General features: G+C 41.0%; 27 protein-coding genes and 1 pseudogene. 17 read left to right on the top strand and 11 right to left on the bottom strand.

From position 1 onward, the window contains the following. The first annotated feature begins 38 nt into the window (after nucleotides 1-38). The 5 genes from AACW90_RS00360 to AACW90_RS00340 all read left to right on the top strand — a co-directional run bounded on the left by AACW90_RS00360 (nucleotide 39) and on the right by AACW90_RS00340 (nucleotide 4,337). Nucleotides 39-938 carry an ABC transporter permease gene (locus tag AACW90_RS00360; protein ID WP_390229327.1) on the top strand — a complete coding sequence of 300 codons (900 nt, stop codon included), beginning with the start codon at nucleotides 39-41 and terminating at the stop codon, nucleotides 936-938. Then, nucleotides 931-2,160: a quaternary amine ABC transporter ATP-binding protein gene (locus tag AACW90_RS00355; protein ID WP_390229325.1), complete on the top strand. Its 1,230-nt coding sequence runs from the start codon at nucleotides 931-933 to the stop codon at nucleotides 2,158-2,160. Before AACW90_RS00360 ends, AACW90_RS00355 begins: the two co-directional genes overlap by 8 nt. 585 nt (nucleotides 2,161-2,745) lie before the next feature. Next, nucleotides 2,746-3,036 (top strand): putative quinol monooxygenase, encoded by a 291-nt coding sequence (locus AACW90_RS00350; RefSeq protein WP_390229323.1) that lies wholly within the window; start codon nucleotides 2,746-2,748, stop codon nucleotides 3,034-3,036. 152 nt (nucleotides 3,037-3,188) lie between these two features. Then, nucleotides 3,189-3,587: an OsmC family protein gene (locus AACW90_RS00345; protein ID WP_390229321.1), complete on the top strand. Its 399-nt coding sequence runs from the start codon at nucleotides 3,189-3,191 to the stop codon at nucleotides 3,585-3,587. 258 nt (nucleotides 3,588-3,845) lie between these two features. After that, the gene (locus tag AACW90_RS00340; protein WP_390229319.1) at nucleotides 3,846-4,337 is read left to right on the top strand and encodes a DUF2850 domain-containing protein; all 492 of its coding nucleotides are present in this window, start codon (nucleotides 3,846-3,848) and stop codon (nucleotides 4,335-4,337) included. Nucleotides 4,338-4,354: 17 nt separating this feature from the next. Here the strand turns inward: AACW90_RS00340 and AACW90_RS00335 are convergent, their stop codons facing one another. Both AACW90_RS00335 and AACW90_RS00330 read right to left on the bottom strand, forming a co-directional pair. After that, on the bottom strand, nucleotides 4,355-5,251 hold the full coding sequence (locus AACW90_RS00335; protein WP_390229317.1) for a cation diffusion facilitator family transporter: 897 nt from the start codon (nucleotides 5,249-5,251) through the stop codon (nucleotides 4,355-4,357). A gap of 184 nt (nucleotides 5,252-5,435) precedes the next feature. Continuing rightward, nucleotides 5,436-6,314 (bottom strand): LysR family transcriptional regulator, encoded by an 879-nt coding sequence (locus AACW90_RS00330; protein ID WP_390229315.1) that lies wholly within the window; start codon nucleotides 6,312-6,314, stop codon nucleotides 5,436-5,438. A gap of 168 nt (nucleotides 6,315-6,482) precedes the next feature. Between AACW90_RS00330 and AACW90_RS00325 the strand changes: the two genes are divergently transcribed. Together AACW90_RS00325 and AACW90_RS00320 are read left to right on the top strand one after the other, a co-directional pair. Continuing rightward, nucleotides 6,483-7,058 carry a class I SAM-dependent DNA methyltransferase gene (locus tag AACW90_RS00325; RefSeq protein ID WP_390229313.1) on the top strand — a complete coding sequence of 192 codons (576 nt, stop codon included), beginning with the start codon at nucleotides 6,483-6,485 and terminating at the stop codon, nucleotides 7,056-7,058. 136 nt (nucleotides 7,059-7,194) lie between these two features. Further along, nucleotides 7,195-7,446: a hypothetical protein gene (locus AACW90_RS00320; protein WP_390229311.1), complete on the top strand. Its 252-nt coding sequence runs from the start codon at nucleotides 7,195-7,197 to the stop codon at nucleotides 7,444-7,446. Between the two features lie 261 nt (nucleotides 7,447-7,707). On the opposite strand, the gene AACW90_RS00315 is transcribed toward AACW90_RS00320, so the two are convergent. Next, a complete protein-coding gene (locus AACW90_RS00315; RefSeq protein WP_390229309.1) occupies nucleotides 7,708-8,793 on the bottom strand; it encodes a glycerol dehydrogenase in 1,086 nt (361 codons plus the stop codon). Between the two features lie 263 nt (nucleotides 8,794-9,056). Between AACW90_RS00315 and dhaK the strand changes: the two genes are divergently transcribed. The 3 genes from dhaK to ptsP are packed head-to-tail and all read left to right on the top strand — an operon-like array spanning nucleotide 9,057 to nucleotide 13,164. Next, nucleotides 9,057-10,121 carry a dihydroxyacetone kinase subunit DhaK gene (gene dhaK / locus AACW90_RS00310; protein ID WP_390229307.1) on the top strand — a complete coding sequence of 355 codons (1,065 nt, stop codon included), beginning with the start codon at nucleotides 9,057-9,059 and terminating at the stop codon, nucleotides 10,119-10,121. A gap of 1 nt (nucleotide 10,122) precedes the next feature. Next, nucleotides 10,123-10,761 carry a dihydroxyacetone kinase subunit DhaL gene (gene dhaL / locus AACW90_RS00305; RefSeq protein WP_390229305.1) on the top strand — a complete coding sequence of 213 codons (639 nt, stop codon included), beginning with the start codon at nucleotides 10,123-10,125 and terminating at the stop codon, nucleotides 10,759-10,761. 3 nt (nucleotides 10,762-10,764) lie between these two features. Then, a complete protein-coding gene (gene ptsP / locus AACW90_RS00300; RefSeq protein WP_390229303.1) occupies nucleotides 10,765-13,164 on the top strand; it encodes a phosphoenolpyruvate--protein phosphotransferase in 2,400 nt (799 codons plus the stop codon). 82 nt (nucleotides 13,165-13,246) lie between these two features. Here the strand turns inward: ptsP and AACW90_RS00295 are convergent, their stop codons facing one another. Together AACW90_RS00295 and AACW90_RS00290 are read right to left on the bottom strand one after the other, a co-directional pair. Then, nucleotides 13,247-13,999 carry an AAA family ATPase gene (locus AACW90_RS00295; RefSeq protein ID WP_390229301.1) on the bottom strand — a complete coding sequence of 251 codons (753 nt, stop codon included), beginning with the start codon at nucleotides 13,997-13,999 and terminating at the stop codon, nucleotides 13,247-13,249. Nucleotides 14,000-14,373: 374 nt separating this feature from the next. Beyond that, nucleotides 14,374-14,520 (bottom strand): hypothetical protein, encoded by a 147-nt coding sequence (locus tag AACW90_RS00290; RefSeq protein WP_195705643.1) that lies wholly within the window; start codon nucleotides 14,518-14,520, stop codon nucleotides 14,374-14,376. Between the two features lie 294 nt (nucleotides 14,521-14,814). Here AACW90_RS00290 and AACW90_RS00285 point away from each other — a divergent pair, with 294 nt between their 5' ends. After that, entirely contained in the window at nucleotides 14,815-15,444 is a 630-nt protein-coding gene (locus AACW90_RS00285) for a glutathione S-transferase family protein (RefSeq protein ID WP_390229299.1), read from the top strand. Here the strand turns inward: AACW90_RS00285 and AACW90_RS00280 are convergent. Next, a complete protein-coding gene (locus tag AACW90_RS00280) occupies nucleotides 15,441-15,731 on the bottom strand; it encodes a DUF1496 domain-containing protein (protein ID WP_390229297.1) in 291 nt (96 codons plus the stop codon). The genes AACW90_RS00285 and AACW90_RS00280 overlap by 4 nt on opposite strands. Nucleotides 15,732-16,254: 523 nt before the next feature. Here AACW90_RS00280 and AACW90_RS00275 point away from each other — a divergent pair. Beyond that, entirely contained in the window at nucleotides 16,255-16,503 is a 249-nt protein-coding gene (locus tag AACW90_RS00275) for a hypothetical protein (RefSeq protein WP_195705640.1), read from the top strand. Nucleotides 16,504-16,575: 72 nt separating this feature from the next. Continuing rightward, entirely contained in the window at nucleotides 16,576-17,469 is an 894-nt protein-coding gene (locus tag AACW90_RS00270) for a DMT family transporter (RefSeq protein ID WP_390229295.1), read from the top strand. A gap of 151 nt (nucleotides 17,470-17,620) precedes the next feature. Here AACW90_RS00270 and AACW90_RS00265 read toward each other — a convergent pair whose 3' ends face one another. The 5 genes and pseudogenes from AACW90_RS00265 to AACW90_RS00245 all read right to left on the bottom strand — a co-directional run bounded on the left by AACW90_RS00265 (nucleotide 17,621) and on the right by AACW90_RS00245 (nucleotide 20,202). Further along, a complete protein-coding gene (locus AACW90_RS00265) occupies nucleotides 17,621-18,034 on the bottom strand; it encodes a GNAT family N-acetyltransferase (protein WP_390229293.1) in 414 nt (137 codons plus the stop codon). 51 nt (nucleotides 18,035-18,085) lie between these two features. Continuing rightward, a complete protein-coding gene (locus tag AACW90_RS00260; protein ID WP_390229291.1) occupies nucleotides 18,086-18,568 on the bottom strand; it encodes a P-loop nucleotide/nucleoside kinase family protein in 483 nt (160 codons plus the stop codon). Nucleotides 18,569-18,570: 2 nt separating this feature from the next. Next, nucleotides 18,571-19,199: pseudogene (locus AACW90_RS00255) on the bottom strand (DUF1349 domain-containing protein). Between the two features lie 31 nt (nucleotides 19,200-19,230). Then, on the bottom strand, nucleotides 19,231-19,731 hold the full coding sequence (locus tag AACW90_RS00250; RefSeq protein ID WP_390229289.1) for a GNAT family N-acetyltransferase: 501 nt from the start codon (nucleotides 19,729-19,731) through the stop codon (nucleotides 19,231-19,233). Between the two features lie 42 nt (nucleotides 19,732-19,773). Beyond that, complete coding sequence (locus tag AACW90_RS00245) at nucleotides 19,774-20,202, bottom strand: GNAT family N-acetyltransferase (RefSeq protein WP_390229287.1); 429 nt, start codon at nucleotides 20,200-20,202, stop codon at nucleotides 19,774-19,776. Between the two features lie 233 nt (nucleotides 20,203-20,435). On the opposite strand from AACW90_RS00245, the gene AACW90_RS00240 reads away from it, so the two are divergent. From AACW90_RS00240 to AACW90_RS00225, 4 genes are all read left to right on the top strand, one after another. Continuing rightward, nucleotides 20,436-20,783, top strand: coding sequence for a DUF3316 domain-containing protein (locus AACW90_RS00240; RefSeq protein WP_390229285.1), 348 nt, complete (start codon nucleotides 20,436-20,438; stop codon nucleotides 20,781-20,783). A gap of 364 nt (nucleotides 20,784-21,147) precedes the next feature. Next, complete coding sequence (norR, locus tag AACW90_RS00235) at nucleotides 21,148-22,677, top strand: nitric oxide reductase transcriptional regulator NorR (protein ID WP_390229283.1); 1,530 nt, start codon at nucleotides 21,148-21,150, stop codon at nucleotides 22,675-22,677. A gap of 207 nt (nucleotides 22,678-22,884) precedes the next feature. Continuing rightward, on the top strand, nucleotides 22,885-24,546 hold the full coding sequence (gene hcp, locus AACW90_RS00230; protein ID WP_390229281.1) for a hydroxylamine reductase: 1,662 nt from the start codon (nucleotides 22,885-22,887) through the stop codon (nucleotides 24,544-24,546). A gap of 75 nt (nucleotides 24,547-24,621) precedes the next feature. Beyond that, the gene (locus AACW90_RS00225; RefSeq protein WP_390229279.1) at nucleotides 24,622-25,665 is read left to right on the top strand and encodes an FAD-binding oxidoreductase; all 1,044 of its coding nucleotides are present in this window, start codon (nucleotides 24,622-24,624) and stop codon (nucleotides 25,663-25,665) included. The last annotated feature ends 14 nt before the right edge of the window (nucleotides 25,666-25,679 follow it).

Below are 25,679 nucleotides of genomic sequence, written 5' to 3'. Positions count from 1 at the left end.
TTGCTACAAGTTACTCTTTTCGCATTAAGGAATTAAAGATGGCTGATAGTAGCTGGTTGTACAGCTTTCCCGAAATGGAGCGTTCAAGTCTCCGTGCAATACGAAAAACACTTGATGGTGCTTATAAAGAGTTCTCACGTGAATATGGCGATTTAATAGAGTCTATTTTTGACCCGTTGCTCTCTTTTCTTATTTGGTTTGAAAAGCTTTTATTAAGTACACCTTGGTGGATAGTACTTATCCTTTGTACTGGCTTAGTTTACGTCGCGAGCCGTTCGGTTAAGCTTGCAGTCGCGTGCCTTGTTTCGCTGTTGCTTATCGGTTACTTTGGAATGTGGGAGGATACTATGCGGACGCTTAGTATTATTACCGTATGTACCTTCTTGGCTATAGCCATCGGGATACCAATCGGTATCGCAATGGCCCGTTCAAATCGAGTGCAGGCTGTCGTGACGCCGATGCTAGATATCATGCAAACTATGCCCGCCTTTGTATACCTAATTCCAGTTGTTATGCTACTTGGTATTGGTAAAATTCCAGGTTTAATCGCGGTTATTATTTACGCTATCCCTCCTGTAATACGCTTAACGAATTTAGGTATCCGTCTCGTTGACAAAGAAGTTCTCGAAGCCGCAACAGCGTTCGGTTCTAGCCCATGGCAAAGGTTGACTGGGGTGCAATTGCCCTTAGCCATGCCTACCATTATGGCGGGTATTAACCAAACTATTATGATGGCTCTATCCATGGTTGTTATCGCATCGATGATAGGGGTAAAAGGATTGGGTCAGCCGGTTCTAAAGTCGATAACCAATCAATACTTCACATTGGGTTTACTTAACGGCTTTGCTATTGTTGCCTTGGCGATTCTTTTTGACCGCGCATCACAAGCTTACGCAAAGCGTACTCAAGCCCATTTAGGAGACCAGAAGCATGACTGAGTCAGTAATTAAAATTTCTGGTCTATACAAAATATTTGGCCCTAACCCAAAAAAAGTTCTCCCTATGATTGCGGAAGGCTTAAGCAAGGATGAAATATTAGAAAAGACGGGACACACAGTTGGACTTAAAGACATAAACCTGGAAATTAAGAAGGCTGAAATCTTCGTTATCATGGGGCTTTCTGGTTCAGGTAAATCGACGCTAATTCGCCATTTCAACCGACTAATAGATCCGACCGAAGGCAAGATAGTGGTGGAAGGCGCAGATATTATGGAATTTGGTGTGCATGAGTTACAGGAATTTCGCCGCCACAAAATGTCGATGGTTTTTCAACGCTTTGGTCTGTTCCCACATAAAAAAGTGATCGCTAATGTTGCTTATGGACTTGAGATTCAAAAGATTGAAAAAGAAGCAAGGCTTGCGAAAGCAAGTGAATGGATAGAGACAGTTGGTTTAAAGGGGTATGAAGAGCAATATCCTTCTCAACTTTCTGGCGGTCAGCAGCAACGTGTAGGCTTAGCAAGAGCCCTCTGTACTGACGCAGAAATACTACTCATGGATGAAGCTTTCTCCGCGTTAGATCCATTGATTAGAAGTGAGATGCAGGATCAGCTAATTGATCTGCAAGAGACGCTACAAAAAACGATTATCTTTATCACCCATGACTTGGATGAAGCATTAAGGCTAGGTGATAGAATTGCCATCTTAAAAGATGGTGAGTTAGTTCAACAAGGCACGCCAGATGAAATTTTACTAGAACCTGCTAACGATTATGTCGAGGCCTTTGTAAAGGACGTGAACAGAGCAAGAGCGTTGACTGTAGAAACGGTGATGCAGCGTCCTGCGATGAGAATAACGGCCGCAACCATTGAAGGTGCGTTAGCTCAAATGAGGAAATCGACTCATGATTACGGCTATCACATCACCAAAGATGGTTTCCAAGGTATTATTACTGAGAAAGAGTTAGAGTCAGCAGTTTCACTAGAAACAAGTGGGGCTATTCACCCTGATATATATGAAGATGTTCCGACGATCTCTCCCGAATCGGCTATTGAAGATGTGTTAACCGAGACAATCTCTTCTGATTACTCTTTGCCTGTTGTTGACAGTGAAGGTAACTTCAAAGGCTCTTTAGAGAAAGAATCTGTTGCTGAATTATTTTCTGAGAAATCAAGCTCTGAGAAAGAAGCAACAGCCACTGAGAAAAAATCAAGTAGTTAGCCTGCACTTAGAATCATCGATTTGTGTTTGTTGAATGAAGCAAGACACTAAAAAGGGAGTCGATTTATCGGCTCCCTTTTTAGTGTCTTGCCTAACGTGTATTGATGTATTTAAGACTTTAATTCAATTTTTTAAAACACTGACGTCTAGGATCCCGTTATCGACCAACTGTTTTAAAATAGAGGCGTATTGATCTTATATTGTTGATCGTCACATAAGAACGCCGATTCGTCGTGCAGTACGTCATATAGCTAATAGAGAAGCCCGTTATGCTCTGATAGGACATCGGGATGCATTGGGCCCCATTGTCATCCAGATACCCTTGTATCGCGATTAAAACGCTTTTATCTCGAACAAAATTTAACCACGAAAGGTCAACAGACCCTAGCATGGCTTAAATTGATTGCCTAGCCTCAAGCTGTTCTCCTACTGCAAAGGCCAGATTTAGAATGAGTATTCATAACTAAACGGTTATTTTCGAAATATAAGTTGTTGGCTAATTTAAAAGTTAATAAGACGCGCTTTTATAATTGAACCGAATTGAATGAATATTCTATCACTCGTCATTATGAGGATGTGTAACACATGACAAAGCTGACAATTATTGCAAATATCGTTGCTAAATCAGACAAGATTGAACTGGTTAAAAGTGAATTATTGAAGTTAATTGAAACAACTCGTGCGGAAGAAGGGTGTATCAACTATGATTTGCACCAAGACAACGATAATCTGGCGCACTTTCAGTTTTTCGAGAACTGGGCGTCACGTGAGTTGTGGCAGGCTCATATGAGCAACCAGCATTTGATCGATTATGTCGCAGCAACGGAAGGCGCTGTAGAAGAAATCGTTGTCACTGAAATGACGCAAATAGCCTAACGAATTAGCACGGCAATGAAAGAAATAATAAAAGGTAGGCCAATGGCTTGCCTTTTTTTGTATAAGCTCAGACGTTTGATTTAAAGAATAAATGTAGTCAGCCTAAAATGGTTGGCCTTATACTAGAGAAAATGCCAAGAGTGGAGATTTAGATGGAAGCAGCAGTTAAGTGGGTAAATGACTTTACCTTTATCGGAAATTCCCAATCCGGTCATGCCATTGTAATGGATGGAAACGGAGGAGCATCTGCACCAAGCCCAATGGAATTAGTGTTAATGGCGGCAGGTGGATGCAGTTCCGTAGATGTTGTCGATGGTCTCAGGTCAGCGGGTCAACAAATAGATTTCTGTATTGCCAAGCTAACAACAGAAAGACGAGATACGGCACCAAGAATATTTACCAGTGTCAACATCCATTTTGAAGTCAGTGGGCGGGGGCTTGATGCTGCTGTAGTAGAAAAAGTGACTCGGGATTCATTACAGAAATACTGCTCTGTATGCTTAATGTTAGGTGAGGGTGTAACCATGACCCATTCATGGGAAGTGGTATAAAAAATTTGACGACTGGCGCAAATTTTAGGGTCCGTTATTCTACTGTGTGAATACGTAAATAACTGACCTTTAGCGACCTAATTGCTGTCTGATGTCGTTAAAAAACCTTTGCGTGGGTACTTAATCATCTAAGATTAAATCCTCATTTTACTTACAACGAAGCCGTTTTTATCAGACCCAGAATTGACCGATAATACTGTCACTATCTCGTTGGCTAGGTTAGGATTAAATGGAGAAAGATGAATCGAAGAGAACGTAATGGCATCATTGGGACAAACAACACCGCGTAAAAATAGCAAAGACGTTGATTTGGAAAGAGGCCCCAAATACGCTCTGTATGTGTGGTTATTTTTCTTTTTGGTGACCGCGGCGATAGGTATTTACGTTGCCATTAAAAGCTATAAAGAATATATCGACCCAGTACGTGTCTATGGTCATTGGTCAGAGATCGGTGCGCCTAGTTGGTCAACGGATCAATTTATACTTACACCCGAAGGAGTAATGGTTGACAGTAGATATATTGCCTCTACTTTCGAGTTTGATGGCTCGATTGCTTCTTTCAATGCAGGTGGTGAACGATATGAATATAAGGTGTTTGGGGCCAATAATGAACGACTAAAGCGTTTATCTGGTGGTGGCCATGTAGCGTCATTCATAAAACAAGGCTACGAACACACACTCCCACAAGAAGATGGTATTGGCCCTGCTAGACGTGTTTCGTTAGCTGAGCATTTTCAAAGTAAGAAATAACGTCGTTGTCTCTTGCGTTATCGAGCAATATGAAAATTTAAGCGTAAATTAAACGGCATGGTTGAAAGTTGAAGAGCGATAGACTGCCGCGTTTTTTCAATATCCTCTACGTCAATAGAACGATTCTCCTGCGTATTGATATCAACATTGACTCGAAGTTCACGTCCTACTTTTGTTAAACCGGTCAGTTTTATTTGTTGAGTGCCTTGTTTATCGACCTTGTTTATACCTTCATCAACCTGATTGCGTATCTCTTCACTTGGCGGCATCATCAGTAATTCTCGCATTGAATCCTTTAACATATCCAAAGGTACCTTGATAAAGTATACCGAAATGATACACATCATTAGTGGATCCGCATAGACAGCATATCCAGCGAACGACGTGTAGCTAAGCGCCCAAGTAACAAGGAAACCAGCAGTGACACCAACACTCAACAAGGTATCCATTTGCCATTGCATCGACTCCGCTTCAATTAGCCCAGAAGAGAACGTTCTGCTACGATTTACTATATACCACCAAGCATAACCACAACCGACGACATTGATCACACCAAATAGTGTCGCAATGCTCGCGTCCATCTCTCTACCGCCATTAGAAATGGCGATGACAGCAGAATATAATGAAACACCGACGACCGCTAATATGACAGAGGCTTTTACTGTGATTACAACCGGTTCTAAGATGGCTTTGCCAAACGGAAACTGTTTTTTTTCTGGTTTTTGAATGTACTTAGATACTGCCAGTGACAATAATGTTAACAGTAAGCTGACGGTTGAATATACACCATCAAAAATAATCACGAGTGAGCCTGTTAATAATCCAAAAAACAGTCCTCCGATAGCAAATACAGATGCTAAAAGGGCTGAGAAGATTAATACTCGATTTTCATTGTGATTAACTTGAGCACACATACAATATCCATATTATTACTGTTGGACAAGTTTTGGCCATATACGCAAGATGTTCAATGATAAAATAGAAAACTGAATGGGCTTATGACTCTTTTGATTAAAAAAATCATTAATAACAATGGGTTATTAATCTAATTTAGTGTCATTAAAATTGACGCTGACTGATTGGTTCCAATTAATATGCTTAGAAGTCAAACAAGAAGTCACTTAATTTATCGGATAACCATGTCATACCGGGGTGCTCAGACATTCCTGCAGCAGTCACCATGCAGAAATCTTCTTGAGTTAAACCGTAGGTGTGTTTGATGACAGCGATTTGTTCACTTCTTAAAAGGTGCCGAATTAGAGGTTCAGGTAATACCCCCCAAGCGCCTTCTTTTAAGATCGTGTGGAGCATATAGTCAAAGCTTGAAAATCCAATATATTTTAGCGAGAACGGTTGCAGTTCCGGGTTGTTTTTTTCATTTAGGTAGGCCATTGAAGCTTGCATTGTGTTTCGTAGATCTTGATCTGATACTCGGCGCATTTTACTTAATGGGTGTCCTTTTTTGCATACAGACATCATGCGGATCTTACCCAAAGGTTGATAAACGAGTTTTGGGTCGTCTGTTCGTTCAAAGTCTACGCCAAAGGCATAGTCGACCTGCTTTGTTTCTACCAAGTTGGCTAAATCTCCGCTGGATGCCAAAACAATATTGAATGAAGTTGCTGGGTATTTGTTATTGAGTTTATGAGCCAGTTCCTGCCAAAACTCATCGGGTAAACCGTCATCGCGAGCAATCCATATTTCCGCGTTGAAGTCACCTGAAGCCTGACAGCATGTCTGCTTAATTCTTGAGAAGGTCGATAACAAGTTTTCACAATCTTTATAGATAGCCTTACCTGCCTCAGAAAGGGACAACTTGTTTCCTGTGCGGACAAAAAGAGAAATGTTTAATTCTTTTTCGAGTGCTTTAATTGCCATGCTCAAGCTGGTTCTATTGCACTCCAGTTGCCTAGCCGCTTCTGAAACAGAGCCTAGATCAGCAACACGACAAAACGCTTCTATATGTGAGATATTCATGTTTGCTCCTAGTTTCATGGCGTTAGGATAACGAAACCAGCTGAGATTGCCTAATTGAAAGCATCAAATCTGAATAAATATGAAAAGTTTAACAATTAGTCGTGAAGCTAAGCGACAATTTGTTTACCATGGGGTAGCGAAAATTAAGGATGTACAAACGGAGACCAAATGTCATACGATTGGGATAAACGCGCAAAAAAATGGGAAATGGAATCAACGACAGCTCGCTATGCAGAGAAGGCGTTCGAACAGTTAGATAACATTATTAATGTGACCAATTTACGAGTGTTTGATTTTGGTTGTGGTACAGGATTATTAAGTCAAAAGATCTCACCATTAGCAAAAGATATAGTGGCGCTTGATTCATCGGAAGCCATGATAGAAGAGCTAGACAAAAAAATGCTGCCAAACGTAGAACCCGTTGTTGATATCCTTTCTCGAGGGTTAATTGCTCAACATCCGGCGTTTCGTGGTCAGTTTGATTGTGTTATTGCCTCTTCAGTATGCGGATTTATAGACGATTTCGATGAGGCTGCTGAGTTGATTTATTCTTTACTTGAAGATGATGGTTTATTTATCCATTGGGATTGGCTAGCGGAAAACGACAAAGACGGGTTAACAGAAAGCAGGGTAGAGCAAGTTTTAATTGATGCGGGCTTTGATACTGTTACGGTTTCTGTTCCTTTTGAGATAGAAACTGAGCAAGGTACGTTGTCCGTATTAATGGGTGTTGGTGAAAAATAGCACTAAGCAAATACTAAAAGGTTGTTAGCTATAACATTTATAGCGCATATGAATTGACCTCTTTTTGCAATTACTCCTATTATTGAAGCAAGGAATTAATTCTGTTTATCGATACTCTGATGGGATAATGAAGTTTATGAGTAGTGAATCAAAAGAACACTTGCATGCGTTGCGGATGATTTTATTGGCTTTAGATGAAGTGGTAAAATCAGGTGGTGCACCTATGTATGAAGGTGATGATAGTGCGACAAATCCTGAATCATTTAAAAAATTAGTAATGCAATTTGCTGGGAACAGAGTGAGTGAAGAGACAATGGATGAGGCATTGAAAATTCCATTGCAGGAGATTGCAGAAAGATTGATGGAAGCTTCAAAGAACAATCAATAATAGTAAAGTGAATAATTTTATAAAAGGTCGCGTTGTGCGATCTTTTTTGTTTGTGTGGCCGTCTAGCCATTGCGCTGAATGCCTATCGCAATCTACTCGCACGTCTTCCTTAGGCTCTTAATTGAGTGGAATTGGAGTATAAGGCCACCGATACAAAAAACCGCCACTAAAAAGTGGCGGGCTAAAGATACAAATTAAAATACCACAGCAAAACTATGCATAAATGTGTTCAAACTTATAAGGGAAGAACCCCATGATTGATTACATAGAACCTAGTTCATTAGCCGTTAGCATAGCCGCTAACACTAGGGCTGGAGTCACTTCAAATGGCATATTGTGAATAGTCTCACCTTCTGCACAAGAAGCCTCAGCCACTTCCATCAGCTTATCGCGATTGATTTCAGTTACGCCCATATCTTTTAGGTTTGTCGGTAGGCCTACCGACTTACAGAAATCCAATACTTCAGTTATTTCAGCCATTGCTGCATTTTCCAGCACTAATTGAGTTAGGGTACCAAATGCCACTTTCTCGCCGTGATATAGGTGATGACACTCTTCTAGTTTTGTTAAGCCGTTGTGAATAGCATGCGCTGCCGCAAGGCCTGAACTTTCAAAGCCAATACCTGATAGATAAGTATTTGCCTCGATAATGTTTTCAACGGCGATATTAGAGAGGTTTTGATCACAAGCGATTTTTGCTTTAAGACCATCTTCAATTAATGTTTCATAGCAAAGCTTTGCCAATGCTTGAGCTGCACGTGTTGGTGCTCCCCCAGCCATTGTTGACTTACCAGAGATACCATTTGCACGTGCTTCAAAGTAGGTTGAAAGTGCATCACCCATACCTGATACAAGTAAACGAGTTGGTGCACCAGCAATAATTTGTGTATCCATAATAACCATATTAGGGTTAGTTGGAATCATTAGGTATTCTGAAAATTCGCCTTCTGGCGTATAGATAACAGCGAGTGCACTTGTTGGTGCATCTGTTGATGCGATAGTCGGAACGATTACAACCGTTTTCTTCAAATAAAACGCGATAGATTTAGCGGTATCAAGTGTTTTACCACCGCCAATACCAACAACGACATCGACACCTTTTTCGTTAGCGATTTCCATTAAACGTTCAATTTCAGGACGGCTACATTCGCCTACAAATTCAGCCATGCTTAGCTCAATTCCGGCTTCTTCACAACTTTTCGTTACGGTTGCACCAACTAGACCAGTTACAAAACCATCGGCAATAGCAAGAACTTTCGTACCTAATGGTTTGACATAATCACCAATGCTTTCTAGTACGTTTGCGCCCTGAATATATTTGCTTGGTGAGATAATGATTTTGTCCATTTTAGAGACCTCTTTGAAATTTGGGTAAGGGGATAATGTTCGCTTCGCTATGAAAACAATATTTTGTATTATCAACAGTGATCCATCACGCATTTTGTGATTTTTTGTATATTTTTGTTTGTTTGATTTTGAGTTGCTTCACGTTAAACGTTTTCATTGTTGGAAAAACTACAATTTCTGACATAGTCTAGCGCGTAATGTAATATTTATCCCTATTACCCATATGTGTATAAATTTATCCAACAATCAGTGAAGTGAATGTGATGAAAAAATTAATCAATACAGTAGAAAACGTAGTGACTGAGCAAGTAGAGGGCCTTGTCCTTGCGAACCCCGCGCTTAAACTCGTGACGGATCCTTACTTTATTTACCATGAAAAAAGCCAAGGGAAAGTATCTTTGGTCTCTGGCGGTGGTAGCGGTCATGAACCATTACATGCAGGATTTATTGGTAAAGGAATGCTGACAGCGGCTTGTCCCGGTGCGGTTTTTACCTCTCCAACCCCAGATCAAATGATGGAGTGTGGTAAAGCGATTCCTAATGAAGAAGGCGTGCTCTATTTCGTCAAAAACTATACGGGTGACATCCTTAATTTTGAAATGGCAGTTGAAATGCTCCATATGGAAGGAATTAAAGTCGGTTCAGTCGTCATTGATGACGATGTGGCCGTAAAAGATTCTCTATATACTGCGGGTCGCCGTGGTGTCGCGGCAACGGTACTGATTGAAAAAATTGTTGGTGCGGCGGCGGAAGCAGGTAAAGATATTTCATATTGCGAAGCATTAGCTACCCGTCTTAATAATCGTGCTCGTTCGTTTGGTGTCGCTCTGTCTGCTTGTATTGTGCCAGCAAATGGTAAGCCTTCTTTTATACTTGCTGATGATGAAATTGAATTTGGCGTGGGTATCCATGGTGAGCCAGGCATTGAACGTCGCACATACAAAGATGTTGATACTACGACAACAGAGATGCTTGAAGAGCTTCTCGCTTCAGACACATATTCTCGCACATTAAAAACGTGGGATCGTGAAAACGGTGACTGGATAGAAACAGTGCAATCAACAGAAGCCTATCAAAAAGGTGATGAGTTAATCGTGCTCGTTAATGGCCTTGGTGGTACGCCGGAATCTGAGCTATTCGGTGCTTATCGTAAAGTTCACACAGAGTTAGAAGCAGCAGGCTATACAGTGGCTCGCACTTTAGTGGGTAACTATTGTACTTCTCTAAATATGGAAGGCTTTTCAATTACATTGTTGAAAGCAGATGCAGAAACATTAGAATTATGGGACGCTCCAGTCGATGCTCCTTCACTACGTTGGGGTTGTTAATATGTCTGAGATTACTAAAGCACAAATCGTTACTTGGCTAACAAATTGCAGTGGTATCTATTCTGAAAATCGTGACATGTTAACTGAACTGGATGCCGCGATTGGAGATGCAGATCATGGCCTGAATATGGAACGAGGATTTGGTGAAGTTGCGGCTAAACTTCCAGCGGTTGCTGATAAAGATTTAGCAACTATTTTCAAGACCACAGGTATGTCTCTACTTTCTAAGGTAGGTGGCGCTTCAGGTCCTCTTTATGGCACGTTTTTCATCCGCGCGGCGACAAAGTCTGCTGGTAAAGAGAGCCTAACACTAGCCGAATTTATTGAAGCACTTCAAGCCGGTGTAGATGGTGTTGTTGGCCGTGGTAAAGCAAACCCCGGTGACAAAACGATGTGTGATGCATGGTGGGAAGTCATCATGGCGGGCAAAACCGCATCTGAAACAGGTGTAAACGTTGGTGGTGCACTCACCAGTATGGCTGATGCAGCCGCTAAGGGCGTTGAAAAAACAATCCCTATGCAAGCTAAAAAAGGGCGTGCAAGCTACTTGGGTGAACGCAGTATTGGACACCCAGATCCAGGAGCAACATCGACTAAGTTGATGATTGAAACGCTAAATAAAGTCGTCAATGAGGCATAAATAATGGTAGGTATCGTTGTTGTATCACACAGCGAATTGCTCGCTAATGGTGTTGTTGAGCTAGCAAACCAAATGACTCAAGGTCGTTGCAAAATAGCGGCGGCTGGCGGTATCGACGACCCTGAGAATCCGATCGGTACTGATACTATTCGTATCATGATGGCTATCGAAGAGGTGTACGACGATAGCGGCGTTGTTGTGATGATGGATATGGGGTCAGCCCTTTTGAGTACAGAAACCGCATTAGAGTTAATTGACCCTGATATGGTGCCGAATATTGCTCTGTGTTCCGCTCCGATTGTTGAGGGTACGATGGCTGCGTCAGTGGCAGCATCTGCGGACTTACCAATGTCGGTAGTATTGGAAGAAGCGGCAGGCTCTTTATCTGCGAAACGTGAACATTTAGGTGAGGTGGAACAAAATATCTCATCTGCGACAGATGTTGAAGTGTCAGCAGACGCGCTAGAATTTCGTTGGACGGTGTTGAATCCACATGGTTTACATGCGCGCCCAGCGGCGGCCATTGTGGGTGTAATGGCAAAGTTTGACGCTAACATTCTATTAGAAAAAACAGATAAGAAAGTGAATGCGAAGAGCCTCAATTCTATCGCGAAACTTGGTGTTAAACTTAATGATAGTATTCGAATTCTCGCATCAGGTAACGATGCTGAAAAAGCGATAGCATCATTTGAGGCACTCGCAAACAGCCATTTTGGAGAGTCCATTGCGCAGATGAAAGTCGTTGCGCTAGACGAAGACAAACCAACAGTGGCAAAAGTTGAAGGTGCTATCTCTGGTATTTCCGTATGCGACGGGATAGCAAGTGGTCAGATTCTTGGTCTTGAAAGTGCAATGCCTGAAATACCCCAACGTGACTTCACAACTGAAGTGGATGAACTAGCTAGGTTTGCTCAAGCCGTGGCCAGTGTGTCTGCATCACTCAAGCAACAAGAAACAGGCGCAGAGAAAACACTTGGTAAAGCGCACGCCGATATTTTTGGTGCTCATAACATGATGATCACGGACCCTGATCTGGTTGCGATGGTTCAAGAAGAGATTAAGTTAGGAAGCATCGCTGAAGCGGCTCTGATGAAAGTGATGACGATACAGGCGGCAGAATATGCTCAGTCTGAAAGTGAGTACATGCGCGAACGCGAAGCGGATGTATGGGATGTCGCAAAGCAGACAATGTATTCATTTGACGGTGCAGAAACTGAGACTATTGAACTAGTGGACAATTGCATTATTGTCGCAAGTGATTTGTCACCAGCCCAGACTGCACAGCTTGATCCAACTAAGGTTGTTGGTATCTGTCTCGAGGCTGGTGGCAGGACTTCACACAGCGCAATTATAGCTCGTGCAATGGGCATTCCCTGCATCGTAAAGGCAGAGGGAGTTATTACTTCCACCACAAATGGACAAGAGGTCATTCTTGATGGAAAACGTGGTCATTTATGGCTTGCACCAGATGCAGAGAAAGCTTCATGCCTAATTGAAGAACGTAATGCCTGGATTGCCGATACCGTTGCTAAGAAAGAACAGGCGTCGAAACCTGCTATCACGGTCGATGGATTGAAAGTTGATGTTCACGCAAATATCGGTGGGCTGCAAGATGTGAAGGCGGCGCTAGCATCAGGCGCGGAAGGTGTTGGACTACTTCGCACAGAGTTTGTATTCCAGTCGAGCAAAACGTTGCCTACTGAAGAAGAACAATATGAGATCTATCGTGATATAGCGGTTGCTTTAGAGCATCGTCCATTAACTATTCGTAGTTTAGATGTTGGCGGAGATAAACCCCTACCTTCTTATCATATGGCACAAGAAGAGAACCCATTTTTAGGGTTACGAGGTGTTCGGTTGTGTTTGACGGATAACGAACTGTTCAAACCGCAGTTAAAAGCGGTATTACGTGCAGCGAAAGATAACTCAAACATTCAATTAATGATTCCAATGATAGCGGAAGTAGAAGAACTTCAAGCGGTTAAATCACTTATTGCAGATTGCCGTGATGAGTTGAATCTACCAGAAATCCTATACCCAATGAAAGTGGGTATTATGATTGAGGTACCAGCCGCGGTACTTAATGCAGACGAACTTGCTAAAGAGGCGGATTTTTTCAGTATCGGTACCAATGACTTAACTCAATACGTTATGGCCGCTGACCGTGGAAATACAGCTGTTTCTGATTTAGTCGATTATAAAAAATCAGCTGTAATTTCAGCAATTCAAATGACCTGTATTGCCGCGAAAGCAAATGGTATTCCAGTTAGCATGTGTGGTGAAATGGCCGGGGATACTGAAATGTCTGAGTTATTGATTAAGTTGGGTGTGCATAAGTTAAGTGCGAGCTCGTCGCTTATCCCTAACGTGAAAGCTAAAGTTCGTGAAATCAGCTATAAGTAAGTGATAGTAACGAAACAGAAAACGGATTTAGTTGAACGCTAAGTCCGTTTTTTTATCTGTATTCATTGTGAATGGTAGGCTATTAGTTTCGGAATGATAACAGATTCGAATATCTAACTTTATTGTTTGTCTGTGAATGCGATTTAACGGTCAGGGGCGTTACCTTTCTGTCCGTTAATTCTATTTGAAGCCAATTAAAAACCTCTCTCCAAAGTGGTGTATCTAAATCGACATCCAAGATGGTCTTCTTCTGAAATGGTTCTTGATAAAGATAGGAGTCGCTCATTAGCCCCAAGGTTTGATATTGTCGAAAATGGTTAAGTAGACTCCTGACCTGTTCAACCTGAGGGTTGCCTTCGGTGCAACGATTAATTACGAAGCCCACCTTGACCTCTTTCTTGATTAAAGCCAGATTTTTCAATATTTTTTCAATAAGGGGAAGAGTGGCATGGAGATCGATTGGTGAAGGTTGAATAGGAACAACCACATAATCTGCCAGCATTAAATATTTTTTGATATGGTTATCATCAAAGTTAGCGGGTGAGTCAATGAGAGTAAAGTCGCAATCTCTATTTACCTTTACCGACGAAGCAATATCTGAATAACCGCGAAAACTAATATTTAATTGCTGAGATTCAATCTGTTGTATCTCTTTTGCCCAAGAATGGGAAGAACTCTGTTTATCACTATCAATGATTTCAACACAATACTGAGCCATACATAATTTTGAAGCGAGATTCACCGTAAAAGTTGACTTGCCAACGCCACCTTTTAGATTTAGTACGAGTATTTTTTTTGATTTCGCATGTGTAATGCTGATTTTTTTTCGAAGCATTCGACATTCCCGAGATATCTATATTTATTTCGACACAAAGACATCAAAATACATGTATCTCAAAAATAGCATAGGCTAAGTGAAATAAGAAATAAGAAATAAGAAATAAGAAAGAGAAAAAATCTCGTTTATCGAAATGGATGGGAAGTGTGTTTTGATAGCTAACTTATAGCTCTAGTCATTGTCAGGAATTAGAACTAGGATGTGTAATTAAATTACATTTTGAGCTTTCTGTTTAATGCCCTATTCCATGTGAGGAAAGAGTTATTCATGCACAATAACAAGTTTGATATTGTGGTTACTACTGGGCTAATTAGAATGCTTTGTTGTACAACCGCTTTAAACAACTAAAGTGCCTTGAGCACCTTAGTAGCTTAAGCAATCCAAGTAAGGCTTGTTAATAATACAATGGTAGAAGTCACAGCAAACATAGTGAAAATAGCGGCAATCTCATGTAATACAGATACTATTTTGTTGCTTACTTTTGGTGCTTCGATTTGTGAAGTTAATATTGAGCTCATGTCGTTTTCCTTATTATTGATTATCAGATGACCATCACATTATCGGCATTTATGTGACCTACGTCAACCTTTAGTTGGTAATTAAATTACAGTAATGACTTGAGGCTTACGGAATGAATGTAATCAGGTGATTTTAATTCTTTAAAAACAAGATGTTAATAAAATATTAATAGTATGTTTCGATAAAATGATTTTAATCTGAGGTTACCAAAAGTGTGGAGTTGAGCTTGACTACATTATTAATAGTGGACAATATGCATATAAAATAAAACATAAAGAAATACCGAGGATTTCATGATTACTTTACATCACTTAGTTAGATCACGTTCAAAAAGAATTATATGGCTATTAGAAGAACTAAAAGTACCTTATGAAATCAAGGCGTATCAAAGAGATACTGTCACTCAACTTGCGCCACCTGAATTGCGCGCGGTACACCCTCTGGGTAAATCCCCGGTGTTAGAAGAAGACGGCAAGGTCTTGGCTGAATCAGGAGCCATAACGGAATATTTAGCACAACGTTTTGCAAGCGAAACATTGGTTCCCGCACATGGGTCCGTTGAATACCCGCTTTATTTACAATGGCTGCATTTTGCAGAAAGTTCGGCAGCGTTGCCTCTGTTAATGCATTATTTCTTGAAGGTTGATGGGTCAGAAACACGGTTTGTTTCTGATTATAGTCAAAATGAGATTAAACTCATTCTGGGTTATATGGATACGCACTTGTCTCATAATACTTGGCTCGTTGGTGACCAATTTACGGCTGCAGATATATTAATGTCATTTATTATAGAAATGGCGGCGGGATTAGGTTTTCTTGGTGACTATCCTAAACTGACAGAATATCTCGCTGCGTTAAATGAAATGCCTGCTGCGCAGAGAGCCGCTACTTTGGAGCAACAGTACGATGAAAGTGCGGCTTAATCTACTTTGTAACTAGGTGTATTTGAAATCTCTGAACGCTCCTGACCCAATGGAAACCATCTTAATGGCCCATTCGATTCGCGAGCGTTTTCTTCACTGCATATTATGTTGTTTTCTCCAACCTGCAAAACCGCACCAAGCGAGTATGCTTTGTCTTGGTAATAGCAGACTCGTTTAGCTAGTGCATTATTACTATTCCCTACAATGATGGCTTTACCAGGAGTAGAGATTGTATTTGCGTAACCAACTGTCGATAGCAGACCTAATATTAACCAATGTTTATTCATTTAATCTCCCCGTCATGACCTTTATCGTAAGATAGATAAATTTGGCTCGTAATCAATTTAAAGTTATCACAGTTTTTGATTTTAACCAGACATGAGTGCCTATCTTCTTAATTGGCTCATTTAAGTGCTTTGAACTACTCCAGTTTTAAGGCGTAAACCAATTGGCCCCTTTAAATTCGCAAAACGTGCGCCTTTCTCTGTGGCATCATGATTTCGTATTGAGCTCGCGTTTTTCTATAGACGCAAATTTAGAGTGATGTTGATCAAATAATCATGCACAAATTGCCAGGGTACATATTATTTACGTGATCTCCGTTGCGTAAATACAGCTTGATTTTAGAATATTAATGCATTTAGACCATGAGTAGAGGATATTGAGTATTAGTACGCCATACGGGTGTGTGTTTTTTGATAAAATCAAACAGTTTTAACAGTACTCTAGAAATAATAACTGCTTCTATGGATATGGTCGCAACATAATTTTCTGTACATTTTGCTATCTCTCAGGACATGGAATTTGAGAATGGCGTGGAGAACGTCGATGCTAAGCCATAAATTAAGCAACCTACTCAAACTATATCGAATTGCCAATCGAATTGAGAATTTGAATACCATCTCTCATTGTTCAAATGAGTTTCAGAAAGTGTTAATTAAGATAGATGGGCAAAAAATAGACCCGGCCGCTCGGATTTACTTAAAAGATCTGACTACCGTGCATCAAGCATGTAATGACATCGTTAAAAGAAAAATGGTGAATGTAGAGGCCGCATAACAGCGGTTTCGATGGCGGTTTTTAGACAATTGACTTATTATTGGTCAACTCAATATTAGATAGTAAATTTATATGTCGCCTCATTCTCCAATCCAGGGTGCTAGCTGGATGTTAACCGCTGGCTTAGCCTTTGCTGTAGTTAATAGCCTCGCTCAATATGTTAGTATCAATTTCTCGCTTCCGTCTACCTCTGTTGCCTTGATTCAATATGGTGTTGCGCTTGTCGTCATTCTCCCTTATCTAAAGACACTCGGTATAAAAAAATCGTTAACAACAATGAACTTAAAGATGCATATCTTCAGGGTGTTGTTGTCTGTTATCGGTATTCAATTATGGATGTGGGCGCTAGCTTATCCTGTTCCGATTTGGCAAGGTATCGCTCTCTTAATGACATCACCGCTTTTCGCTACGATTGGTTCAGGTCTATTTCTTAAAGAAAAAGTTGGGTTTGCCCGCTGGGGAGCGACCTTAGCAGGCTTCGTCGGCGCCATGATTATTTTGGAACCTTGGGGGGAGAATTTCAATATTGCTTCTTTATTGCCTATCGGCGCTGCATTTTTCTGGGCATGTTATTCGTTGATGGTGAAAAAGCTCTCTTCTGACGATTCACCATCGACAATGGTGGTCTACCTTTTGTTGTTTATTACGCCCTTTAATCTACTTCTAGCGATACCAGATTGGACGATGCCCACAACGTCAATTACCTGGGTCTTCTTACTTGGCGCTGGTGCTATGACCGCGTTGGCACAGTGGGCGATTGTAAAAGCTTACGCGGTGGCAGATGCATCATTTGTTCAACCTTTCGACAACGCAAAACTGCCATTAAATGTACTGTTAGGATGGATGGTATTTGGTTGGGTTCCACCAGGTCGATTATGGTTAGGTGCTGCGATTATTATTGCAGCAGTCGCATTTATCACACATTGGGAAAGCAGTGGTAAACGAGCATTGAGTGAAGCACGTTAAGTCTATTGGTTAATTAGTCTCTATACGCTCGTTTCTTTCATTCTCATATTCTTTATATGGTTTACTTAAGTTGTCTAGGCGCTCTTGGTAGGCCGTATTGCTCTGACGATAAAAAGCGTTGTCCTATTGCACTTTATCATTGCAAAACCCCTCATAACGATTTCATCATATAAAACTTCTTTGTTTCCACAGGAAAATCATCCATCGTCATTGCATGGGTATACCCCATCTTTTCATAAAATGTTCTCGCTTGAAAACTAAATGTATCGAGCAAACAGGAATGGCAACCTTGCTCTTTCGCATACTGTTCGAGTTCAGACAATATAGTGGCACCTAATCTATTGCCTCTCTGAGTTTCATCTACCCAAAGGTATTGGATGAGTAACCAATTACCCCATATTTCGCCTGTGACACCTGCACTTTTGTCACCGTTTTCCTTAAAACTGAAATTGGCGATTTCGTATCGTCTTAACCCTTTTAGATAGGGTGAATTATGCTTTATTAGGCCGTCCTTAATGTCCTGAATATCTTCAGCAGAAGGATTTACGACGATGGTAGAGGTCATTTTTTATTCCAAATGTTGATAATTATCGATGTCTATAATCTTGATCTTAGGTTAGTTATCGGATGATCTAATGTACGTGACTTTTTCATGTTTTGCTGGAACTTCAAACGATTGCCAGAACATCAGGAGCATTTCAGGTGTCATTTCGTAGGCTTTGTCTGAGCGGTCAGCATTGCGTTTATAGGCTCGTTGGCTGCAAACTTCGAAACTAGAATCTAGATAAATTAACTCAAAATCGAATCCTTGAGATTGTGCCCATTGGGTTATTTTTGTTCGTTCTACTTGGTTCCAAAAACCAAAGTCAAATATAACCGAAGTGTTCAGTTGCATCATCTGTATTGCTGACAATTTAAATAGTTCGGTTAATGTGTCCATACGCTCATCTAATAACTCTCTAGGCATGTGCTCACCGAATAACGGTATCATCCATTCGTCGATAGAAAAACGGAATGCCGAGTGGGTATTGACCAATTGTTTTGCATAAGTGGTTTTTCCTGAGCCGATGAAACCACAAATAAAGTAGATTTTAGCCATGTTTAGAGTGTTCCGTGCGCTTTCCAAATACAATCTTTAACTGAAATGTGGGAAAATTCAGCAGTGAATGATGAATCGATAGGACTGCATGCATAAACACCAAATTTAATAGGCTTCTTAGCCGGTAATGGTGGATTTGCTGTTCCCATGCTTGAAGATGTTTCACCTAAAGCGTGGATATGAAATACCCGCATTTGATGGAACTCTATGCCATCTGAAGAGCTTTCAATAAGGAAGTCTGGTCCTCTACGACTTAATCTATACCAAATCTCTTTTGGCAGTTCAATATCGGTTGTTGCCCAATCAGAATAGCCCATATTGGTAACAACACTCCCGAGTAATGTTCGTTTTCGTACTCGATTGAAGCTTTAAACCAATTTTCACTATCAAGATAGATAATCACGCCACATTGGTCGAACAGATTCCTATATTGGAATGTCGCTTTCACAAGGAAAGTGACATTGTTTGAAGATTCGAACTGATAGGCGGGTGCGTTGTCATTACGAAATCCATAATACGAACGCTGCCATAAATCGGTGTTCGGCTCAGTGGTGAAACGAATAGAGCGGTCGGTGATGGTTTGTGATTTGGGTTCAGATATCCAAACGCCACTATGTATATCTATGCTCATTGCGGTTCCTTTTTAGTACCAATTTAATATTTTAAGTTTTAATTCTTGCCATGTGATAGACGCTGACAAATTCACCCTTTCTAAAGGCATAATCCTTTGACTCGCCCTCAATGACAAAGCCAAATTTTTTATATAATGCAATGGCAGATGCATTGTCGATAAAAACGGTAAGCTCTAATCTTTTTAGATTTAACCAGTTGTCGGCTAATTCAATCACGGCTGATAAAAGCGCACTGCCTATACCTTTGCCTTGTTGTTCATCTTTCACACCCATACCAAAAGAGCCAGCATGTCGACGTCTTAAATTAGCAAAAACCTCGAACCCAAGGTTACCGACTATTTCGCCATCGATCTCAGCAACAAAGCTGTAAATATTATCCGGTTTATTCGCGATCCTCGATTCCCACACAGCACCGTCAGGAAAAGGGAGCTGCAATGTGTTTGAGTAGGCATTTTCGCATTGGTAAACTTGCGTAATACCTTGTGCATCTTTTGCTTCACTATGACGAATGATAATCTCTTTCTTATTCATAGATAGTCTCTCTAGCGATAGTTTATTTTTTCAGGGCGAGCTCTATAGGTTCTTATATGCGTCTGGCTTGTGAATCTGCATCATCATCTCAGGGTTATTCAATGGCTCAAAACCGAATTGTTGGTAGAGGCCGTGTGCGTCTTTGGTTGCTAACATAATTCGCCTTAATCCTTGAAGTTGAGGATGATTTATAATTTCCGAAATCAACCATTTGCTTAGTCCTTTTTGCCTATGATCTTCCAGAATAAAAACGTCGGCTAGATAAGCAAAAGTAGCTCTGTCTGTAATTAGGCGAGCAAAGCCAACCTGATGGTTTTCAGAATCAAAAAGCGCAAAGCAAAAAGCATTCTCAATGGCTCTTCGCATGGTTGTTTTCGGAATGCCTTTTGCCCAATAGCTCGTAGAGATGAATGTATAGATCACATCAAAATCCATTTCACGTGTCTCTGTGGTAATTCGATAGCCGTCCATTATGTGTCCTTAACTCTTTGTCTACGTGCCCATTTTCATTTATAAGCTTGCGCTTACCTTAAATATACTTTTATTGAGAAAAAGTGCAATTAATAGCCGGTATACGCATTCGTATTCCGACTTTATCTTTACCAATTATATACATACCTTTACCTTCTTTGACGGACTCTTTACTTAACGTTGTTTAATATGAGTACATCTCATGAGGGGATGAAATTAAAAAAGGCTAGATTATGAAAACATTATTAACGATTGCTATGACTGGTTTGGTATTAAGTACGTCTGTTTTTGCGGGTACTAGTTTGTTAAAAAGTGAGACAGAATTTCGTTCTGAAGGCTATGCGACTCAAGATCAAGCTTATGAAGCGGGCTTTGATATTGCGGATGAGTTGAAAGCGGCGTCAAACTCACAGCTTAAGTTTCAGCTTCCAACCACACTAAATGGTCAGATTCAGAAGGTAGCGATTGAAGAGGTAGAAGTTAGCCTAGAGGAATTTTCAGCTCAACGTGGCGAAGTACAATACCGAGCTATAGTTGATGTTGATTACTCTTACACAGTGAAAGAGAGCAACAATAGTTAACGGTATACATGCCGAACAATATGGCTCAATGCCGTTCGGTTAGTGCCAAATACTTCGTCATTCCCGTGAAAACGGGAATCTAAGATCCCCATTTTCATGGGGATGACGTTGGTTTTCGTGAAAATAGGCCCATTTTAATCGAGATGACAGGTTTAGATAACGTTAACCGAACGGCATTGGAACAATATGGCTAACGTATTAAAACAGCCCGACTCAATGATGAGGGACGCTCCCGACCATTGAGTCGAGCTATCTGTTTTTATTCCACAAGGCGTATTGTTAGAAAATCTTGTTTTGAATCAATTCATGGTTGATGTAAAAAAGACATCATACGTATCCAGAAAAATAATCATCTGAGATATTAATGAAGCCATCCCTAGATAAAGTGCTTTTACAGATAGCTCTTGACCTAAGCTCCTCATTACCCAAAGGACAACACTATCAAAAATTGATAGATTCGGTAAATCAGGTGCTTCCTTGCGATGCTAGTGCACTGTTCATATTGGATAAAAAAGGTTTTCTTATCCCGGTAGCAGTCAGTGGTTTATCCAGGTCCGTTTTGGGTCGAAAGTTTTTCCCGCAGAATCATCCACGCTTAGAGCAGATCCTCACCAATAAAAAACCCACTCGATTTAGCGCATCATCTAATTTGCCTGACCCTTTTGATGGTCTACTTTTGGTAACACCAGATGAACATATTGATGTTCATGATTGCATGGGGTGTAGTCTGTATGTTGAAGATAAATTGGTCGGTATATTGACATTAGATGCTTTGGAAGTTGGCGCATTCGAGAAGATAGACACTATTACTATCGAGACCTTTGCGGCCTTAGCCGCCGCGACGCTGAGGAATATAGCGTTATTTGAAACCCTGCAAGAATCCAATCGTCAGCAAAAATCGATAAACCAACAACTTATTGAGCAAGCAAGAGACAAGCAAGGCAAATTGGTGGGAGTCAGTCCACAGATGAAATATCTGAAAAACAGTATCTCTATGGTTGCAAGGTCAAATTATGCCGTATTGATTTCTGGTGAAACAGGTACGGGCAAAGAGCTTGTCGCCCATGGTGTACACGATCAATCAGAACGCCGCGATAAGCCAATGATCTATGTAAACTGTGCTGCGTTACCAGAATCTATTGCGGAAAGTGAGTTGTTTGGTCACGTGAAAGGTGCATTTACCGGGGCGACAAGTAACCGAGCAGGAAAATTTGAACTGGCTAATGGTGGTACGCTTTTTCTCGATGAAATAGGCGAGTTAGCTATTCATCTGCAAGCTAAGCTGCTTAGGGTTATTCAACAGGGTGAGGTTCAAAGAGTCGGTGCCGACAAAAATAGTTTTGTAGACGTTCGGATTATCGCAGCAACGAATAGAGATCTAGAAAAAGAAGTAGAGGAGGGGCGATTTCGACCAGATCTTTATCATCGGTTGAATGTTTTTCCTATTCATATTCCTCCCTTGCGCGAGAGAACAGGTGACATCCCTGTTTTAGCCGGTCATATATTGGACAAAGTGCGGAGTCAATTTAACCTGCCCAACTTGCATATACACCCTCGATGCTTGGATTATATGGAAGGCCAATCATGGTTAGGTAATGTTCGAGAATTAGAGCATACATTGATGAGGGTGAGCTTGAGGGCGATTCAACAAGAAGAATATGTTATTAATCGAGTGCATTTTGGTGCGGACGAAAAACCGATAAAAGCGAATAAGGAACAACCTTTCTTCCATAGAGAACCTAAACCAATGCGAGAAACGGTTGAGTCATTTCAGAGGCAACTTATTGAGCATGCACTACTAGAATCGAATGGTATTTGGGCCAGAGCAGCTGAATTCCTTCAAATGGACAGAGGAAACTTGTATCGAATGGGTAAAAAGTTGGGTGTAAAGTAACGACAATCCATAGGGATGTGAAAATGACATCGTAAATGATGTTTTTTTTACATCGTTACGTGAAGTGATTTTGGTAATAATGCAATAAAAACAAATAGATAGTTATTGGCATGGATAGTGCTTTAGTTGGGGTAAATTAAATGACCATCGACCGTTTTCAAATCCTATAAGAGTCGATGGAATAACTAGACTAACTGGAGCTTTAAAATGTTTTGTATTCAATGCGAACAAACAATTCAAACACCAATCGGTAAAGGTTGTTCATATACGCAAGGTATGTGTGGCAAAACCGCTGAGGTTTCTGACCTTCAAGATGTGTTGGTGTATTCCCTTCAAGGTGTGTCGTTTTGGGCTGAGTTAGGTCGCGCTGTAAACGTTATTGATACGGAGATTGATCAGTGGGCTCCCAAGGCGTTTTTCTCGACATTAACCAACGTGAACTTTGACCCAGTACGTGTTATCGAATTCGTTCAACAATCAAATGCCTTTAAGCAACGTTTAGAAGAAAAAGTGCGTGCAGCTGCAATGGTCACTGATTTTGAAATCCCTGAGCTTTCTCCCGCCGCGAAATTTGAGCTACCAAGTGACGAACAAGCGATTATAGAGCTTGCTCCTCAAGCGGCCGTGAATCGTGGTCACGAAAGTGAGCATGAGGATGTGATTGGTCTTCGTCTTCTATGTTTATATGGTTTAAAAGGTGCTGCTGCCTACCTTGAGCATGCACGTGTCCTCTCTCAAACTGATGATGAAGTGTATGGCGAATATCACAAAATTATGGCGTGGTTAGGCACTGACCCTACCGACCTGAAAGCATTACTGGATACATCAATGCAGATCGGTCTCGTTAACTACCGCATTATGGAGATGCTCGACAAAGGTGAAACCGATACATTTGGCCACCCAGAGCCTTCTCAGGTTAATGTTAAAACGGTTAAAGGTAAGGCTATTCTGGTTTCAGGTCATGACCTTCACGATTTAGAAAAAATTCTTCAACAAACAGAAGGCAAAGGCATCAACGTATATACAAACGGTGAAATGCTTCCTGGTCATTCTTATCCTGAACTTAAGAAATATCCGCACTTGGTAGGCAACTACGGTAGTGCATGGCAGAACCAACAGAAAGAATTCGCCAATTTCCCAGGCGCAATTGTAATGACATCTAACTGTCTTCTTAATCCTAATGTGGGCCAGTATGCAGATCGTCTATTTACTCGCAGCATTGTTGGCTGGCCGGGTGTCGCGCATCTTGAAGGTGATGATTTCAGTGCCGTTATTGATTGTGCTCTAGCGCAAGATGGGTTCCAGCACGATGAAATAGAGCAGATGATTACAGTAGGATTCGGTCGTAACGCTCTAATGGCAGCTGCACCAGCAGTGGTTGAGCAAGTTAGAGAAGGCAATATCAGCCATTTCTTCCTAGTCGGCGGTTGTGATGGTGATAAAGCAGAACGAAGCTACTACACCGATTTTACGGCTCAGGTGCCCGAAGATAGCGTCATTCTTACTTTAGCTTGCGGTAAATTTCGTTTCAATAAAGGTGAATTTGGCGACATTAATGGTATTCCACGTCTTCTTGATGTTGGCCAATGTAATGATGCGTATTCTGCTATTCAGCTCGCGATCGCGCTTTCAAAAGAGTTTGATTGTGATATCAATGAACTACCGTTAACACTGGTTCTTTCTTGGTTTGAGCAAAAGGCAATTGTCATTCTTCTTACTCTGTTTGCATTAGGATTAAAAGGCATTTACACCGGCCCAACGGCGCCAGCATTCTTAACTGATAATCTGTTAGCCATCATGCAAAAAGAATTCGATATGCGCAGTATCAGCAACGTAGAAGATGATCTGAAAACTATTCTAGCAGCTTAATTACTTTGCTTACTTTCCCGGTAATGTTCATTCATTACCGGGCTTTTTTATTTTTGTTCTTGGAGATATTTAGTGATGTTAGCGTGGCAACATACCGATTCTGTTGATCTTATTTGTAAAGATAAGTGGAGCGAAACCCCTGATACAGTTAGCTTCTCGCTGGGTAGTATAGATGATGATATAACGTTTGATTTTAAGCCCGGTCAATTCGTCACTCTTGGTTTTTCTCTGGTCGAAAGTGTCGAATATCGTGCTTATTCAATTAGCTCGTTACCAAAGAAAAATGAGCTTCAGTTTACTGTTAAGCGAGTGAAAGCTGGAAAGGTCTCCAATTACATCAATGATACCTTGGTGGTGGGAGATAAGGTTACGGTTCTGAAACCAGCTGGTAGCTTTAACAGTGTCGATTGTTTACCACAATCGAAAGTCGTTATGCTGAGTGCAGGATGCGGAATCACACCTGTCACATCGATGGTAAAGCAGTGGCTTTCTGAAAATGCCGATCTTGATATCGACTTTATCCATCAAGCAAAAAACAAAGAGAACACCATATATTTTGCTGAACTTGAAGCTCTGGCAAATGCACATCAAAATTTTCATTTGAAGCTGCTTCTAAAGGATAACGAAGGTACGGATTACCATCAGGGTCGATTTGACCAAGAATGGCTGGAACGGTTATGTCCTGATCTTCATCAACGTAGCGCTTACCTATGCGGCCCTGTCGGGTTCATGCAGGATACCAAATCTTATCTTGAGGCTCTTAGCTTCGATATGACGAACTTTTTTGAAGAAAGTTTCTCACCAGAGCAAAAGATGTGTGACATCGACCAGAAAAATGGCGTTGAACAAAGCGAAGTCGTTTCGGTATCGGTACCAAGCTTTGGTGTCGAAGTGGATGCGGAATATGGCACCATGCTGATTGACTCGCTAGAAAAAGCAGGGGTGCCCGTTATCGCGGCATGTCGAAGTGGGATGTGTGGTTCATGTAAGTGTAAAGTGAAAGTGGGTGAAGTTGAACGTACAAGTGTTGAAACGTTAACGACAGAAGAGATAGAAAAGGGCTTTGTATTAGCATGCTCTTGTATAATTAAATCTGATGTTGAGGTGAGTTTAAACTAAGTCTTGAGTCGCCG

It is taken from the genome of Vibrio frigidus (genome assembly GCF_042465995.1).
Lineage (GTDB): Bacteria > Pseudomonadota > Gammaproteobacteria > Enterobacterales > Vibrionaceae > Vibrio.
The sequence above is the reverse complement of the archived record's forward strand: the minus strand, read 5'-3'. Positions and strand labels throughout refer to the sequence as shown.